The 18,104-nt window shown below is 51.0% G+C and carries 14 protein-coding genes; 8 read left to right on the top strand and 6 right to left on the bottom strand.

The genetic code is table 11. The features are described 5' to 3' along the window. Positions 1-3: 3 nt before the first annotated feature. The 5 genes from Q1K76_RS11010 to Q1K76_RS10990 form a co-directional block, all read right to left on the bottom strand. Entirely contained in the window at positions 4-1,527 is a 1,524-nt protein-coding gene (locus tag Q1K76_RS11010; protein ID WP_300133345.1) for an ankyrin repeat domain-containing protein, read from the bottom strand. Further along, on the bottom strand, positions 1,505-1,999 hold the full coding sequence (locus Q1K76_RS11005; RefSeq protein ID WP_258327205.1) for a hypothetical protein: 495 nt from the start codon (positions 1,997-1,999) through the stop codon (positions 1,505-1,507). The genes Q1K76_RS11010 and Q1K76_RS11005 overlap by 23 nt, the downstream gene beginning before the upstream one ends. Before the next feature lie 12 nt (positions 2,000-2,011). Continuing rightward, positions 2,012-2,692, bottom strand: coding sequence for a hypothetical protein (locus Q1K76_RS11000; RefSeq protein ID WP_300133342.1), 681 nt, complete (start codon positions 2,690-2,692; stop codon positions 2,012-2,014). 30 nt (positions 2,693-2,722) lie between these two features. Next, the gene (locus Q1K76_RS10995) at positions 2,723-3,202 is read right to left on the bottom strand and encodes a hypothetical protein (protein WP_258327206.1); all 480 of its coding nucleotides are present in this window, start codon (positions 3,200-3,202) and stop codon (positions 2,723-2,725) included. A 106-nt stretch (positions 3,203-3,308) separates the two neighbouring features. Next, complete coding sequence (locus tag Q1K76_RS10990) at positions 3,309-3,923, bottom strand: TetR/AcrR family transcriptional regulator (protein ID WP_300133339.1); 615 nt, start codon at positions 3,921-3,923, stop codon at positions 3,309-3,311. Between the two features lie 129 nt (positions 3,924-4,052). Here Q1K76_RS10990 and Q1K76_RS10985 point away from each other — a divergent pair, with 129 nt between their 5' ends. Beyond that, positions 4,053-6,638, top strand: a complete 2,586-nt coding sequence (locus Q1K76_RS10985; protein WP_300133336.1) for a glycoside hydrolase family 2 protein — start codon at positions 4,053-4,055, stop codon at positions 6,636-6,638. A 44-nt stretch (positions 6,639-6,682) separates the two neighbouring features. On the opposite strand, the gene Q1K76_RS10980 is transcribed toward Q1K76_RS10985, so the two are convergent. Next, on the bottom strand, positions 6,683-7,228 hold the full coding sequence (locus Q1K76_RS10980) for a Crp/Fnr family transcriptional regulator (protein WP_258327210.1): 546 nt from the start codon (positions 7,226-7,228) through the stop codon (positions 6,683-6,685). Positions 7,229-7,524: 296 nt separating this feature from the next. Between Q1K76_RS10980 and Q1K76_RS10975 the strand changes: the two genes are divergently transcribed. The 7 genes from Q1K76_RS10975 to Q1K76_RS10945 all read left to right on the top strand — a co-directional run. Then, the gene (locus Q1K76_RS10975) at positions 7,525-9,429 is read left to right on the top strand and encodes a hypothetical protein (protein WP_300133333.1); all 1,905 of its coding nucleotides are present in this window, start codon (positions 7,525-7,527) and stop codon (positions 9,427-9,429) included. Between the two features lie 19 nt (positions 9,430-9,448). After that, entirely contained in the window at positions 9,449-11,707 is a 2,259-nt protein-coding gene (locus Q1K76_RS10970) for a hypothetical protein (RefSeq protein WP_300133331.1), read from the top strand. A 51-nt stretch (positions 11,708-11,758) separates the two neighbouring features. After that, positions 11,759-12,661, top strand: a complete 903-nt coding sequence (locus Q1K76_RS10965; RefSeq protein ID WP_300133328.1) for an Ig-like domain-containing protein — start codon at positions 11,759-11,761, stop codon at positions 12,659-12,661. 70 nt (positions 12,662-12,731) lie between these two features. Beyond that, the gene (locus Q1K76_RS10960; protein ID WP_300133325.1) at positions 12,732-15,032 is read left to right on the top strand and encodes a hypothetical protein; all 2,301 of its coding nucleotides are present in this window, start codon (positions 12,732-12,734) and stop codon (positions 15,030-15,032) included. A gap of 382 nt (positions 15,033-15,414) precedes the next feature. Continuing rightward, entirely contained in the window at positions 15,415-16,176 is a 762-nt protein-coding gene (locus Q1K76_RS10955) for a bifunctional 2-polyprenyl-6-hydroxyphenol methylase/3-demethylubiquinol 3-O-methyltransferase UbiG (protein ID WP_300133384.1), read from the top strand. 271 nt (positions 16,177-16,447) lie between these two features. Next, positions 16,448-17,731: a site-specific integrase gene (locus Q1K76_RS10950; RefSeq protein WP_300133322.1), complete on the top strand. Its 1,284-nt coding sequence runs from the start codon at positions 16,448-16,450 to the stop codon at positions 17,729-17,731. Between the two features lie 66 nt (positions 17,732-17,797). Next, on the top strand, positions 17,798-18,104 hold a 307-nt coding region (locus Q1K76_RS10945), incomplete at its 3' end, for a DUF1016 N-terminal domain-containing protein (protein ID WP_300133319.1).

The raw sequence follows: 18,104 nt of genomic DNA, 5'->3' as shown, positions 1-18,104 counted from the left end.
AGATTAAGCATATTTCAATAAAAGTTTCACCAGTCCTTCGTTGTTTCGGCGGGTGGCCCTGTCGAGCGGAGTCTCCCCCGCATTGTTGACAGCGGCAACCGACGGAACCCCAAAATCAAACAATAGTCGGGCCGCCTGTTTCGCCTCTGGAAGCGAATAACAGTCGGCGATATAGTGCAAGATGGTATTCCCTTCGCTGTCGACCGCCTGCACATCGGCTCCGGCTTCGAGCAAAAACTCCTCCATGGAACCACTGTGGAGGCCGCAGGTCTGACGGTTGAAGAGGTGCATCAACGACACCCGGCCCCGACAATCGCGAGCGTTGACAGCGACACCCCGCTCGAGCAGACGGCGCAGGGCATAGAGGGCCAAGTCGTCACTCTCGTAACAGCATACAAGCATCAAGGCAGTCTCCCCTTTACCATTCACCGGGGCATCGGGGTTCCACCCTTTTTCCAGAAAAAGATTCAACAGAGGTCCGAAGGTCTCCATCCCAGAAGCATGCCGGCACCCTTTGTCGAGCCACTCGACAAAAGCAGTCTCGCCCCGCGAATTGCGGTAGTTGGGGTCAGCTCCGGCTCGAAGCAGCATCACAGCCGCTTCGACATTCTGCCAAGTGAGCGCACAAGCCAGCGGCGATTTCCCGTAAAAGTCGTTCATCTTCTCATACCCGCACTCGGTCTGCAGCTCGACACCCCATCGCAACAGGGCCGTGACCGCCGCCAAATCCTTGTAATACAATGCTTGGAAAATATCCATGCCTCCAGTCTCTTCGAGCGGTTCGCCCGATGCAGAGTCCTTACCCGAAAGCAAGGCACTCACCCGCTTGGCGCCCCCTTCCATGGCCAGGTCGAAAGGTGTCCGTCCATAACTGTTCTTCTCGTCGGGGTCTATTCTCCCGTCGACCAGCAGAAGAGAAGCCGTACGATAGCAGCGTTCGGCCTCCTCGAGCTGCTCGTCCCGCTCGCGCAGAGTCTCCTCCTTGCGTCTTTCAGGGACCCAAGTATCTGCAAAGCGTGCTATCCCCGACTCCAACCGACGCAAACAAGCGGCCGTATCGACAGCCACACGGCATACAACGTGCAAAGCATTCTCGCCGTTGGAGTCGACCGAGTCGATACACCGTGCCGAACGGACCAACAGTTCAACCAGACGATGATGCCGATTCCGCACCGCCTCGATGAGAGCGGTCGTATTGCAGGCCGATCGAGTCACACTGGCCCCTTGCTCCAACAATAACCGCGCAGCCTGACATATCCGTTCGCCCGAAAAAGTTCGCTCGCCTCGCACGACAGCCAAGGCATGCAACGGAGTATGACCTTGCGCGTCGCGCACATCGACCTCGGCCCCTCGCATCAGCAACAGCTCGATGGCCTCGACATCGACTTGCTCGGCAGCCAGATGCAGAGCCGTACGGTCGTAAAAGTTGTCGTCCCGGTCGTCGAGTGGAACTTCGGCAAAAGCCTCCAGCAATTCCCCTCTGGGGACCTCGCAATCATACAGTTTATAAATGGCTTTGACTGTCATGGTCGATTTGTTCAATGAGGTTACAGATGTGCCGGTATCTACCGCCCAGTCGGGCGGCAATGGCCCGTACTTCGTCGTATCGCCTCAGCCGGAAAGCAGCCTCGGCCTTGAGGCGAAGGAAAAGGGTATCGGTCTCGGGAGAAAAGGGTGTAACAAGCATGGGGCACAAGGGCAAGGCGCTCTCATGCTCCCAGTCGAGCAGGGATTGGGGCAAAGCCGAAGGCGCGGAACAAGGGCGTACCGGTAACAAACGGTCGGCCTCGCAGAGCAAAGAATAGCACCGCTCATAATCACCCGCCCCGAAACAGCACACAGCCTTGTTGTAAACGACCCGCAGGTCGTCATCGGCAAGCCGGTCGAAACAGGCATAGCCCAGGGAATAGGCCCCGCAAGCGAGATAGCTCACCCCGGCCTCGAACAGCCGGTCGGCCCCGGCACCTGTAACGACCGCTTTATCTCCGAGCAAATTCACCCGTCATCCGTTTTACTCGAACTCTACCTGCCCGGCCTCGTTCACCCGGAATGGCACAGTGTAGTAGTTGGTAGTGAGTAATCGGCCGTTCATCTCGGTCTTCTCGCCTTTCTTCGTGTAGTTCAGCGAGAAATAGGCATATTGCTTCTGGCTGTCGGCCTTGTAGGATTCGTCTCTGTTCCAACGCTCCACGTCATTCAGCCCGACGGGCAAGGTATAAAAAGTGTAGTTTTCGACCGATTTCAGTTCATATTGGTCACCTTCTTCCTCGGCTTGCAACAGGTTGTTCCCCTCCTCGCCCCACTTTTGCAACTTCGCTGCGTCGATAGCATTCAGGTCGAGTGCGGCCGTCGGTTCATAAGCGTATGTTTGGCGCTTACTTTCCGAAGGTTCATCGGCTTTGAAGTCGCCGCCATCCTTGTTAATCGTCAATACGTAATCGCGATTGTCGGGAGTAACATAAAACACGATCACCTGGCTCAACACATTCTCGAGCTTGCGGTCGCCACGATCTTCGTTCATCTCGACCCGATAGACTTTTGCATCGGCGGGTACATGAGTTTTCACGAGTTCCTTCACTTTGGCCACAGCCTCTTCCGAAGCCATTCCCAAATCATTGCCCGACGAGCAGGACGACAACACGGCCACGGCAATAGCCACAGACGTTGCGATTCTCATAACTTTTGTAATCATGATATAGATGTTTTAGTTGGTTGTCATATACTAACCGAGCAGAGCACGAAACTCTTCGTACTGCTCCCACGAATCGAAATAGGGAATTTCGAAAACCAGGTATCGGTCAGGCAGACTCACCTTGCACTGGCTCTCCTTCTCGTCGTACTTGATATACTCGATGTCGCTGATGGAAAAGGTGTCGTACTCGACCCGCCCCGACTTTACCGTCGGGTAGGTAACCCTGTTGCCATCGACCGTAATCATGGCCCCCTCGCGAATGAGAGCACGAGCCTTGCGCATGGCCAGCCAGGTGAATATCAGCAACACAATGCCACCGATAATGAAGATGGTCGAGAGTACCGCCGGCGACAGAATGTGCAAACGACGAATGCGCAACCCGAAAGGCCAGATGGCCGGGACGACAATCATGCCGATACCGAATGCCAGGTTGGACCACTGGTTGGTGAAAATGCTCCCGGGGGTATAGTTGAATGTCTTGTGAATGCTTGTAAATCGCTCCTGTTTCATAAATATTACCGTTCGGTCATTTTTAACAGGAGCAAAGATAGAACAAAAAAAATAAAAATATGACCAATGGGTCATATTTTTATTTTTTTATGATTATTCTCGGCGATTAGCGTTTCAACTGATTATAAATATACCGGAAGTGTGCGGCCAATCGATTCACATCGAGCCCCTCGTAAAACGACATTTCGAACGACATGCCCACAAACGTGAGGCGGAACTGAGCTACCGCCTCCTCCACATTGGTCTCCCGATTGATTTCGCCGCTTTCGATAGCCCGACGGATAACGCTACGCCAATGGTCGTACTCCGATTCAATCCAGGCATGCAGCTTGGCCTTACCGCCAGGATAATAAAAGAGTACCTGCTGGAAGAGATGAAAATAACCCGCATTGGCCGACTGACCGGGCATGGCCTCCTGCCGCACATTGCCCAATCGTACAATCTCGGCCATCGTACGCTCTACTCCGGCCACGTACTTATCGATAAAATCGGACAGCGTACCGTCCGACTCCTCATACTTGTGCTTCGGGTCCTGGGCGTTGAACAGATATTTGTCGGCCACAGCCACAAACAAATCGAGTTTGGTAGGATAGTAATTAAAGATACCCGTCTTGGTCAGCCCCACCATGCGGGTAATCATCTGCAGGCTCACCCGCTCGTAATTCATCGACATGAACAACTGCAGCGCGCTTTGCAAGATTTCCTCTCTATTGGTTTTCATACACTCTTTCCTATAATATTATCAAAGATACAGGCTTATTTTTGAAAAATCAAATGAAAAAATTCCGGGGCTGTCGCTCCCGACCAACTTTTTGCGTACCTTTGAACAGGAGAGAACAACGCATACACCATGAAACACCGTATAGTTATTTTACTGATACTCTTATTGATTGCCATGCAACCGACCCGTTCACAAACGACACCCGACAACACCCGCGTAATCGAACTCGACCGAGGGTGGAGCTTCTCCGCCGAGGGGGATAGCCTCTCCTACCCGGCCGTGGTGCCCGGCACCGTGCATGCCGACCTGCTGCGCAACGGGCTGCTCGACGACCCTTTCTACGGGACGAACGAGGAAAAGGTGGCCTGGATCGAAACGAAAGGGTGGAGCTACACCACCACCTTCACCGTCGATGCCGACGACTTGGCCCGGTACTCCTGTGCCCGCCTCATCTTCGAGGGACTCGACACCTTTGCCCGCATCGTTCTCAACGGCGAGCCGGTGATGCAGACCGACAACATGTTCGTGGCCTGGGAGAAGGAGGTACGGGATAAAATCGTCGCCGGCGAGAATACCCTCACCGTGCACTTCGCCTCGCCCCTCAAGGCCGTAGAGCCGATATACAGCCTGACCGGCATCGACTACCCCGCCGACAACGACCGCAGCACGCCCCACCTGAGTGCATACGCCCGCAAGGCTCCCTATCACTACGGGTGGGACTGGGGTATCCGACTGGTGGGTTGCGGCATCTGGCGACCGGCCCGACTGGTGCTCTACGACGGCTGCCGCATCGACGACGCCTTTACCCGCACCCTGCACATCGACAACGACCGGGCCCGACTGGCTACCGACCTGACCATCGTCAACGAGAACCGCCAGGCTGCCGAAGGGGTCGAAGTGCTGCTCACCATCGCCAAAGCGGGCAAGAAGGTGGCCCACTCGACCCGTCGCTGCCCCCTGCAACCGGGCGAAAACCGCATCGGCTTCACCTCCGAAATCGAGCAGCCCCAACTGTGGCAGCCCAACGGCTGGGGCGAAGCGCATCTCTACGATGTGGATATAACGCTCGTACAAAACGGCCGAACCCTGGGGAGCAAACATTACCAGACCGGGATACGCACCATCGAGTTCGGCAACGAACGGGACTCGCTGGGCCGCAACTTCTACTTCCGCATCAACGGCCAACCGCTCTTCGCCAAAGGCACCAACTACATCCCCCAGGACATCATTCTCACCCGTGTCACCCCCGACGACTACACCCGGCTGTTCCGGGCCATGAAGCAGTCGCACATGAATATGGTGCGGGTTTGGGGCGGCGGCGTGTATGAGGATGAGCTCTTCTACCAGCTGGCCGACCGCTACGGCATACTCGTGTGGCAGGACTTCATGTTTGCCTGCTCGGCCTATCCCGGTGACCCGGACTTTCTCGGCAACGTAGCCCGCGAGGCCCGCTACAACATCCGCCGCCTGCGCAACCACCCCTCGCTGGCCCTGTGGTGCGGCAACAACGAAATCTACGAGGGACTCAAATACTGGGGGTGGAACCGCCGCTACACGCCCGAGACTTTCGAGAAGATGCGGCGCGACTACCACACCCTCTTCCGCGACACGCTCGCCGCGTATGTGCGCCGGTACGACCCGCAACGCAGCTACATACACACCTCGCCCGACTCGGCCAACTGGGGGCGCCCCGCTACCCAGACCCAGGGCGACATACACTACTGGGGCATCTGGTACGGGCAGGAGATGTTTGACGCCATGGACACGCTCCAGCTGCGGTTCGTCAGCGAATTCGGCTTCGAATCCTTCCCCGAGATGAAAACCCTGCGCACCTTTGCCGGGCCCGACGACCTGAGCATCGACTCCGAGGTGATGACCCACCGCCAGAAGAGCAGCATCGGCAACGACCTGATAAAAACCTACATGCAGCACTACTACCGCATGCCCCGCAACTTCGACGACTTTGTCTACCTGGGGCTGCTGCTCCAGGGGCACGGTATCGCCTACGGCATCGAGACCAACCGCCGGCAGCGCCCCGTGTGCATGGGTTCGCTCTACTGGCAGCTCAACGACAGTTGGCCCGCCATCTCGTGGTCGGCCATCGACTATTACAAAAACAAGAAGGCACTCTATTACCACGCCCGCGATGCCTTTGCCCCTCTGATGCTCTCGACCTTCGTCCACGGCGACAGCCTTGAGATTCATGCCCTCTCCGACCGGCTCGACCGGCTCGACCGGGCACAGATTGTCGTGGGCATCGACGACTTCCACGGCAACCGGCTGAACACCGTCACCCTCGAGCGCACCATACGGCCCAACGCCAGCCAGAAGATGGCCACCCTCGCCCTGGCCGACCTGCTGAAGGGGCACCCCGCCAGCGAGGTATTGCTGACCTGGCAAATACACCACGACGGCAAAACCCTCGCCCATGGCCACAAGTTCCTGGTGCTGCCCAAGGAGCTGAAGCTACCCCGGCCTCACCTGACAAAAGCCATCGAGACAACGCCCCAAGGCATCACCCTCACCCTCACCACCGACTGTCTGGCCAAGGATGTATTCATCGAGATACCCACCCAGGGAGCCGACCTCTCCGACAACTTCTTCGACCTGATGCCGGGCGAGCGCAAGGTGGTGACCATCAAGAGTGCCGACATCACCCCCGACGATATAGCCCGTATCCGGATACGTACCCTCACCGATACGTATGAGGAGTAAGAAAGAGATTTTAAATGGGCTTCCCCTTTTTTAGAAGCAGGGTATCAGGAGAGCATATACCCCTTGTTCTCCTTTTTGAGTACGCCCTGATTGACCAGTTGCAGGATAGCTCTTGAAAGAGAGGGACGGGCCACCCCGAGAATGAAAGCAACCTCCTGCAGGTTCTGTATGGTTCCGTTTTTTTCGATGTAGCTTATAATCCTCGACGAAAGCGTCTGCAAGGCAAACTCGTTCAGACGTTTACTCAAGAACACGCTGTGGTCCGATATGACCGTCAGATAATTTCGCAAGACCAAAGAGTCTTCTTCGATAATTTTCAACAGGCTCTCCTTGTTGACAATCCAAAGGCTACAGTCACTATTGGCCAATATGGTAACGGGGAATATCCCCTCGGTACTGAATAGAAAGGAAGAGGCCAACACATCGGGAGCCGAAAGGGTATCCAATGTCAGCTCCTTACCCTCCTCGCTAATCATTTTGGCATAAACACTGCCTTCGCACAGAATATACAGCGAACGGCACACATTCCCTTGCATGGCTATGGTTTCTCCCTTTTTGTAATGCACATAGCGGCTGGGGTAATCGTGCATGATTTTTTCGATAACTTCTTTATTTCCGCCTTTGAATAAAGGCATTTCATAAATATCATTATTCATTGTAGCCCAATCCATATCTTACCGATTTTTCCTTGCGTAACAATTGTTACCGATTATGACCATACAATCTGGTACTTTTGCACCGGTCAAAAAGATTTAGACAATTTGTAACAATAGGTAACATCATACACACTTATCAACGATCAAAATTACCCATTTTGTTCTGTTTAATCTCTTTTTTCCCAACAAAATACAACTAAACGAACCCGAAACAAAGAAGTGTTCATAAAATGAGAAATATAATTTATACTCTTTTAATCGGCATCATTCTGCTTCCGGCCTGTGTCGAAGAAGATCATCTGGATTCCGTCTCTTCCGGGAACGGGTTCGGCGATTTTTCGTTCCGACTGGTACCCGAAGAGTACGAGGGGCTCCCCGCCGAAAGTTTGCAAAAAGGCCATCGTCCTCAACAGGCATTTGCCACCACCGAGCGACAAACCCTGTCGAACTACGATCGGGTAGAGTTTGTGGTAGTCGATGACGACGGATATAAGGTGAACGGTGTCAAGGGCCTGTACGACAAAAATACCTCGGACATGCAGTTGGAAGGGTTGCACGAAGGCTCTTACCGCATTCTTATCCTGGGCATACGAGGCGACCTGACGGACGACAACGCCACAATAAACCCGATCAATCACATATCGGAAGTGTGGCTCTCATTTCCCGAAGAGCTGGCCCGACCTTTGGCTTGCGAGTACTTCTATTCGATAACTCCCTTTACCGTCCGGAAAGTCTCCACCGCTCTCGGGAACGAGGTCGTAGCCGAGATTGCCGAAAAGACTGTACAGCGCAGAATTGTGGGGCGGATGGATCTGATTTTCTCGTACAACAATCCATACGTCGAAACGGCAGTCACCTCGAACACGGTTGCCTTTAATGCCAGTAGCCGGTTTTATACCCGACTCTCGGGCGAGGGAACATTCTCGGGCGAGAGCAACGGCGAAATGAAGGTCTTGGATATGGCCGAATACACCGAATATCTGTTCATGCCAACGATTGAGGGAAGTTCGGTTCAAGGAGAGGTGACCCTGTTTACACGCGATTATCGGGGAAATATGACCAAACGCTACTATACCTTCGATTTAGACTCGGTCGTAGAGAATCACATCGGCCGGGTTGAGATAAATGTCGTACACCCCGACGATGAAATCGGGACCATGTTTATCACCAATCGGGCATACACTCAGGGGCAACACGGTCTCATTCTACAAGACGATGAACCGCATACCATATACACCGACAAAGAGCTTCGTAACTTCAATACGACCAGGCCCTTGCAGCTATCGGTCACCAGCGAGGGGCAACTCCATGCCCGTTTTTACTCGCCGCGGAGCCTGAGTCATGTTCTGGTAAAAGCACGCATCCCGGCAGCAGGGAACGAATATGTAGACTTTGCCTATTTCGACAGCATCCCTCCTTTTGCCGATTTCTATGAAGCCATACCGCTGTTGCAGAAAGAGCTCTATTTCCGCTCCGAATCGGGCAAGATTGTCCGCATTCCCCGAATGCAGGCCGACGATTTCTCCGGAATTGAATTCAAGATTGAGTCCGACGACCCCTATCTGGAGAAACTGAAAGGCATCATACACGGCTGGAACATACGGTTCCACCTGTACGACGGCGACCCTACCAAACCCGACGGAGGCCCCGTAGGAAACTGGATGGGTATCCGCCCCGTGCATTGTCGCGAAGCCGTGGCCTTCTTCCTGAACTTTACCTACATGATCGATATGCCCGAGCATGAAGAGATACTGAGAGCCAACGAAGACCGGCTGTATGGCAACGGCGGTGTAAACGACAAGGTGACCCCCGATGTCGTATTGCGACAGATGAGACAGGAGCGCACCCTGAACGTGGGTCTGGTATACCCGGGAAACGGTGTTATCGGACTGGGGGGAGGTTCTTCCTACGGCGTATGGCAGACGGGCTGGCTGAGCCACTACACCAATACCTATGCCTGCGAAATCATGTTTCACGAGCTGGGCCATGTGATGGGATACAACCACAGCAGCGCCTTCACGTATGGTCCCTGGGCTCAGGAGCTGATGAACCACTTTTATGTCAACCATCTGGACGACATGCCCATAAACTCGTCCAGCTACCTCAACAGCAGTAAAAATCCGAATCTGTATTAGTATCCGTTTTTGACTTGAAATGAATACAAGAATATTTAAATACGTCTCCCTGTCTATTGCCCTGCTTTGGGGAATAACGGGATGCAATGAAGACCACAACCTGGTGGCATCGGGAAATTCGAAAGCAATAACCGTACGGTTGGCTGCCGACAACTCGACAGGCACCGGCGACGAATCGGCCATCCACCGGGTAACCGGCTACCGGTTTGTCGACGGCACACTCGCTGAGGTAATCACCCCCTCGCAAGCCAGTGCGGAAAATCTGTATACGTTCGTCCCGGCTTCGTTCTCGGGGACTCTATACATAGTAGGCAATGCCCGGTTACTGACGGGGCTCGATGCACTTACCCCCGAGAGTTCGACATTGGACGATTTTCTCTCTATCGAAGGGAGCATCGGCGAGATGACCGGCGAGGGATTGCTGATGACCGGCAAGAGCGACCTCCAGAGTACAGCCACCTCCGTAGTAGTACCGATGTCCCGCAGCGTGGCCCGGGTCGATATTGAATCGTTCGAGAAAGGGGTAGAGGTGCAAAAAGTGGTCGTTCACAATCTGGCCGACAAAGGCTATACCATGCCTCGGGGAACGGTGGAGACATCGGCATCGGCTTCCACCTTCGACTTTACCAAAGAGTATGCCGACGCTCCGCTCGCAAACGGGAGCGAAACACTGCTCTATATTCCCGAGCAGGCCAACCTGGCTATCCGGGTCGAGGTCACCATCCGATTCGGCGAAGGGCAACATCTGCTGAAAGCCAACTTGCCTTCGGTTATCCGGAGGAACGAGATATACACCCTCGCCATCCAGGGCAAGGGGGCCGAAGCGCAACTGGTTATCGAGGCAGACGGCTGGGGTACTGGTACCTCTACCGAGTCGAACCCTTCGATTCAAGGATTGGTCGACGTGGAAAACTCTCTCTTCTCCGACGGCGTTCGGGTAAACGAAACGAGAGATACCGTCTTTGTACCGTACCACGGGAGCGACTTTATGCTGGCACTTCTGGCCGAAGCCAACGCCACGGTAACGGTAGACGGCTCGGTAGAAGGTGTAGAAGTAAACCGGAACCTCGGTAAAGGGCGATCCACCTTGCAAAAAATAGCCGAGCTCTCCGTTCGCAGCAGTCTGCGCATGCCCGGCAGAGACACCGAGAGGATTCACCTGGATATTCAAGACCCCTCCTCCACCAACTTAGGACGCGTGGTTCTCGTTATCGAAGCCAATCCTATACAGATAGAGGGGGCTATCCTCTTCGACGAAGAGGCCACCTGCGACTTCAAGGAGTATGTCGAAGGCGAATTGGGAATCATCCGTCTGCCGGCCAATAAGGTGCTCCGGGTAGAGTTTGATACCGACGAATCGGCCTGGATGCAAGCCACGGAAACGGAATCGATTACCCGCACGGGGCTGTCGGGCAAGAGCTATCGGATTGTCGGTGGCTGGAAACCCAACGACCCCCGAGCCGACGGACGACCTCAAGAGGGACGGATTGTCATCTCGAACGAAGATGGGACCCACAAGGAGACCTATACCGTCCGCCGCATAAACTGGGGATTGCCGGTGGTGAAAATTGGTGAGACCTGGTGGTGCAAATACAATTTGCGGGGAAATGTAAAATCGTTTGAGGACCAGATAACCATCCCCAACGACCCGGCACCGCACCACGACCTGCTCTCGTATCTGACCACCGTATCGGAAGACGAACTCCTGAACCTGTTGGGCGACCAGTATCAGGGCGGCAACAAACAGGGTCTGCCTCTGCGACACGACGGAACGGCATTCTACCACGAGGGGGTTGCCGCAAGCGCTCAAAACTTCGGGACACTACCGCCTGCCGAAATGGCTCCTCCGGGGTACCAGATTCCCGGCTACGACGATTATCTCGCCTTTTCGAAAAACGGGAATTTCAACCTCGGTGGCGTAGGTTCCAGAAGCTACCAAAACAGCAAGGGACAGATCATACAGATTACGATTGTAGAGCGAGACGTCAATTTTCTGGGCCATAACTATGGCGTCATATCGTTCTACGATTTTGAAATAGACGGCGCCCACTATGTGCTCAACGGCTTGGGCCACCAATGGAACACGGTTCATGGCAATATAGCCAGGATGAACCTGCTCCTGGCAACCTATGGCAACAGCAGCCAGACCTGGGTCATGGAGGGCTATGAAAGCCAGGTAAAGCCCAATGAGAACTGGATCAAGTACACCGCCAACAATTCGACCAAGACACGGCTGATACGGTGTATCAAGACTCCCGTAGAGTATACCTACGATTGATAATGACAATAATCATAATAAAAACAAATGTTGAATTTTAACCAAAACACAATGAAGAAAACAAATCTTTTTTTTGCAGCATTCGCCTCTTTGGGCGTATTGGCATCGTGTAGCAACGATGACGCAACCACCCCCTCTCTCCCCGGCGGAGAAGAGACCAGAACTGTAAAAACCTCTATCACCCGTTACGAAGGCTTCGGACAGGCTCTGGAAAACGATATCAACATCACCGACATGCAGGCTTGTATATTCGAAGGCGGAAAGATGACCCAGATCTATACCGATCTCACCCCCTCGAAAAGCAGTTTCGACATTCGCATCGAGAAACATGCCGGTACGTTATATGTATTAGCCAATACTCAGGAGCAAATCAACCTGGAAGAGTTGAAGAGCCAAAACATCACCGAAGAGGAGTGGTTGAAAAAGTGTATGACGATGAAAGATAATGCACCGGTACAGTTCTACTCGGGCAGTCTCAGTCTGAACGACATGAGTAACTCTCAAACGGTGCTCCCCGTGAATCTGAAAAGAGGTTTTGCCCGTTTCGACCTCAACTTGAGAACGGCAGGTGTGGCCTCGGTAAACAGCATTACGCTGAAGAATGCGGCTCAATCGAGCTCTCTTTTCCCGGCTACCCCCGAACTCTCTTCGAAGGAGGTGCAGATCAAGGATATGACCGTATCGTTCGACTCGCCGCTCACGACAGATACACCGGCCGTACTGTATGCCTATGAGCAACCTCAGGGAAGTCTCGAAATCAGTGTAGATGTAACGATTGACGGCAAGCCGCAGACACTGACCAAGGCGCTCGGCTGCGACCTCAAACGCAACACGATTTATACGGTAACCGTACGCAAGGATGTAATCGACGTAACGGTCGAAGTATCTTTCGACGAATGGGAAGAGGGCGAAGATACCGAGCTGGTTCCCCAAGCTCGGCTCTCAGTCCAATAAAAAAGGGAGATGAGCGACGGGATACATCTGACAATTATCGGGATTACACATGGAAAAAGAAATAGAAGTCATGAAAAGAATATATTCAGTTTTGTTTTTTATACCAGCCCTTCTCTTCTGTTTATCGTGCAACGACCAGCTCGATAAAGAGAACCTTTTCGATGGTACCGACCGAATAGTTTGTGCAGAGGTATTCCGTCTTTCTTCCGACAATTCCGTCGACGACAATGGCGAAGAGACGATAGAAAGCATCCGCGCATACCTGTTCGACGAAGGAGTACTGGTCAAGAAGTATACCGACATCAAACACTCGGGAAACAGGTATGAATTCCCGCTCGAAGCCCTGAGGGGCAACCTCTATATCGTAGCGAATGACTCCCGTCTGCCCGACTTCGGTTCGCCCGAACCGGGCTACTCGGAAGAGGAGTGGAAAGCGACCGTCATACACTCGACCAACGGCCAGGCCGAAATGGTCTATACCGGGGTGGTCTCTCTGGCCGACTACACGGCTGCCGACCGGCTAATCCCGGTATCGCTGAAACGGGTAGCTGCCCGGTTCGATTTACGCATGGCCGTGGCCGGGACTGCCGAGGTAAAGAGCATCACCTTCAAGCGGGTACAGAAAGCGGCCTATCTCTTCCAACAGTCAACGGTTGCCACTCCCGAGGGCAGCTCGGCGGTCGACATCCCGCTTGTTCCGGAAGAGCCCTACACCGCCAGCAAAAACGGAATCCTCTACCTGTACGAGCAGGACAATGCCGATTTGAAAGTAGCGTTGAATGCCTCGATAGATGGTAAAGAGTATTCGCTGGAGACGAATTTGCCTGAGAAAATATCGCGCAATACCGTCTACTCCATAACCCTCCGCAAAGATGTAATCGATGCCGAGGTGCAACTAACCGTAGAGGAGTGGAAAGAGGGCGGCGACACGACTCTGAAACCGGGCATAGACGACCGGCTGGTCATAGACTCGGCCCTGACCGAATTGCCCGGGAATGTAACCGTCGCCAACGAGGGAAGCATGCTCATCTTGCCGCATCTGGCTACCGATTTTATCGTGGCCATCCAGAGCGACAGCGAATTGGAAGTCTTCCCCGTAACCGACCCCTCGCTGACCGTGGAACCGGTCTCGCCCGAAGAACTGAAGAACAAGACGACCCGCTCTCTGGCCGGAATCAACCTGTTCAGAATCCGCAAGAAACTCTACTCCCCCAACATGAAAACCGTCGATACCCAAGTCTATTTCCACCGAAAAGGATTGACCCACTCCTATCCCGAGGACAATATCCACATACGAATGACGGGGAACCCTACCACCAGCCAAGGGGCACTGGAGTTCGGGACAGACACCTATACCCACGACTTCAACCGCTATATCGATAACGAATTTGCCACCTTTACACTCCCCGCCGAGAAAGAGATGCTCGTAGAATTTGCCGAGGAAGAAGACCGTTGGATAAGAATCGACAGCGAGAGCGGCAGCAACACCTGGCGGGTATTGGGCGGCTGGAGGCCCAACGACCCCACGGCCAACGGGCGGAAGCAGTCGGCCACGCTCGTCATACGGAATAGAGCCGACCAATCGGACAGAGAAGAGTATACCGTCATCCGACGCAATTATGGCCTGCCCGTCACCTTTCTGCATGGCGTATGGTGGTGCAAGTACAACGCCATCAAAAACTCAAAGGCCTTTGACGACCAGATACTCTCCTCGGCCGACCCGGCGGTGCAAGCCAACAAAACCCTCTTCCAGTATCTCACCGACTGTACGCCGGACGAATACTACAAACTTTGGGGGTGGGCCTATCAGGGCAATAGCGGACAAGGCATGCAGGTAATCGAAAAAGACAGTGTCATCGTTCTCGAGAGATTCACAAGAGACGAAAAGGTACACATCAACAAACTGCCGCCCACGACTCTCTCGCCCGACGGATACGAGCTCCCCTCCATGGAGGAGTTCAACCGGTTGTTCGATGCCACCGACTATGTCTGGATGATGTACAACGGGACCCACACCCTCAGAAATCCGTGGAACGGACATTCAAAAGTAAAGCGTCAACAACTGCGTAAAAACGGAATACAGGTAGGCTCCATGACCATTTCGAATCTCATCTACATTGCCCTGTCGAGCCCCGACTTCCCGGAGCATGAACCGCTCGTCTGGTATGGACCGGCGGCACAATGGAACGACACCGGTATCCTGCACTCCGGCCACTACAACAATATACTCTTCGGAGTCTACTCTCCCACCGGCGAAGGATGGTATATGAACGGGGGTATGGGCAACCTCTACATGATCAAAAACGGAGCCAGCAGCTACGACACCCGCATCCTCCGCTTCAAGAAGTCGGACGTCGAATATATCTACTGACATTATGCCATAAGCATATATACCCGAAGGGATAAACGAGATAACCAGGCTCGTTTATCCCTTCTCTCTGTTATCATACGGTAGAGAATGATGACGGGACGGGGAAACCCCTATTCCCCGATGCAGGAGCGGATGGCACTCATCGCTTTTTGATAACGATTCGCTATTTCGCCAACTTTAGCCTAATCAACAAAGTCAACGAAAATCAGCAGAAGAACTCTTAAAAAGCAGGAGATTCAAATTATGATGTTATATAATATCAGTAAAAAAGAAGTGAAATAGCATTTTGTTTACTCCTTTTGCGTATTTTTACACCATCGCTATTACGGTTAGATTTATATAATATACTTTTAGCATTAGGTATTTACAAAAACATAAGATGATGGATAAAAATTATACCGTTGGAGACTTGATATATGACGCGGCTCTTTATGATGGATTAAACACGTCCCTTAATGATCTGAATTTTTACAAAAAGTGGTTACCCAAAGATAAAGAAGCAAGCATTCTTGAACTTTGTTGTGGTACAGGTCGCCTAACAATACCTATTGCAAAAGAAGGCTATAATATAACAGGTGTTGATTATACCGCTTCTATGCTTAATCAAGCAATTACAAAAGCAAATAAAGAACAACTGTCAATAGATTTTGTACAAAAAGATATAAGAACATTAAATTTGGAAAAGAAGTTCGATTTCATTTTCATACCTTTCAATTCCATTCATCATTTGTACAAAAACGAAGATTTGTTTAAGGTTTTAAAAATGGTAAAAAAACATCTCCAAAGAAACGGTGTTTTTCTATTAGATTGTTTCAATCCTAATATCCGGTACATTGTTCATAAAGAAAAAACGAAAGATACAACGGCTGAATATACCACCAGCGACGGACGGAAAGTCATGATAATACAAACGATGTGTTATGAAAACGCAACTCAAATCAATCGTATAAAATGGTATTACTATATAGATGGTGTATTTCATTCAATCCAAAACTTAGATATGCGGATGTTCTTCCCTCAAGAACTGGATTTTTATTTAGAGAGTTCCGGATTTAATATCATCCATAAGTTCGGAAGTTTTGAAGAAGATGATTTCTGTAACGATTCAGAAAAACAGATATATGTTTTGTCTTTAAAGAATTAGTCCGACAAAACAACCCTTCTTAATTCCATCCCCAGACATTCATTTTTGGATATAAAAAAGGGTGCAAACCTTGCAAACGCTTGATTTACACCCTTTATGGCGGAGAGAGAGGCTCTCGAACCTATACATTCAAGAAATATCATAAAATTGCAAATTACTGATAATCACACACAATTTGGAATACATAGTAAATCTAAATCTTTCTGAATATCTTTTGCTATTCCAAATATTGGGTGTATATTTGGGTGTAGAATTTCAAACGCACCCAATTATGAATATCAAACGAAACATCATTTTTGCATTGGAAAGCCGGAAGAAGAACGGTGTGCCAATTGTGGAGAACGTGCCTATCCGTATGCGTGTCATATACGCAAGTCAGCGCATTGAGTTTACAACGGGTTACCGCATCGATGTAGCCAAGTGGGATGCTGACAAGCAACGAGTGAAGAACGGGTGTACCAACAAATTAAAGCAAAGTGCATCTGAAATCAATGCCGATCTGCTGAAATACTATGCCGAAATTCAAAATGTGTTCAAGGAGTTTGAGGTACAGGAAACCATGCCAACTACCCAACAACTAAAGGATGCATTCAACCTGCGGATGAAGAATGCCAACGAAGAACAGCAGGAAGAAGCACAGATAAGTTTTTGGGAGGTGTTCGATGAATTTGTAAAAGAATGCGGCAATCAGAATAACTGGACTGAATCCACATACGAAAAGTTTGCAGCCGTTAAAAATCACCTCAAGGAGTTCAAGGAAGATGTGACCTTTGAATATTTCGATGAGTTCGGATTGAACGAGTATATCAATTTCCTGCGTGACAAAAAAGACATGAGAAACAGTACCATCGGTAAACAAATGGGATTCCTCAAATGGTTCCTGCGATGGAGCTTCAAGAAAGACTATCACCAGAATATAGCATACGATACGTTCAAACCGAAATTGAAAACCACCCCCAAGAAGGTAATCTTCCTGACATGGGAAGAGTTGAACAGACTAAAAGACTATCAGATACCCAAAGACAAACAGTATCTGGAACGTGTCCGGGATGTTTTCCTGTTCTGTTGCTTTACCAGTCTGCGTTATTCAGATGTTCGTAACCTAAAGAGAAGTGATGTCAAGTCCGACCATATAGAAGTCACCACCGTTAAAACGGCAGATAGTCTGAGTATTGAACTGAACAAGTACAGTAAAGCCATACTTGAAAAATACAAGGACATCCATTTTGAAAACCACATGGCATTGCCTGTTATCAGCAATCAGAAAATGAATGATTATCTGAAAGAACTGGGAGAACTGGCAGAAATTAACGAACCTATACGTGAAACCTACTACAAAGGAAATGAACGTATAGATGAAGTTACACCGAAATACGCATTACTCAGCACACATGCAGGAAGAAGGACATTCATCTGTAATGCACTGGCTCTCGGTATTCCTGCACAGGTTGTAATGAAATGGACAGGGCACAGTGATTATAAAGCCATGAAGCCTTACATTGACATAGCAGACGATATTAAGGCCAATGCAATGAACAAGTTTAACCAACTCTAAAAGTATCAGTCAGTTTCACAGATTATCCATTATTAGAGTTATCTTTGTTAAGTAATAGTTAGTGATATGGAAAATAACAACGAACATAATATAAAGAAAGGTCATTTTGATGCCTTTGTCCATGCTGTCGGTTCGGAAATAGAACAGGCACAAGTCCGACTCATTACCGCAGCCAATGCCCAGATGTTGTTCCATTACTGGAAAATGGGGAATTATATACTGTACCACCAACACCTACATGGGTGGGGTGGTAAAATTATCAAAAAATTGGCACAGGCAATCAGATTCAATTATCCTGAAAAGAAGGGATATTCGGAACGTAATCTTACTTATATGTGCCAGTTTGCCCGTTTATATCCGTTAAATGTACTTC

This window comes from uncultured Barnesiella sp. (assembly GCF_946496565.1).
In the GTDB taxonomy this organism is placed as follows: Bacteria; Bacteroidota; Bacteroidia; order Bacteroidales; family Barnesiellaceae; genus Barnesiella; species Barnesiella merdigallinarum.
This window is presented reverse-complemented; position numbering and strand designations above follow the sequence as displayed.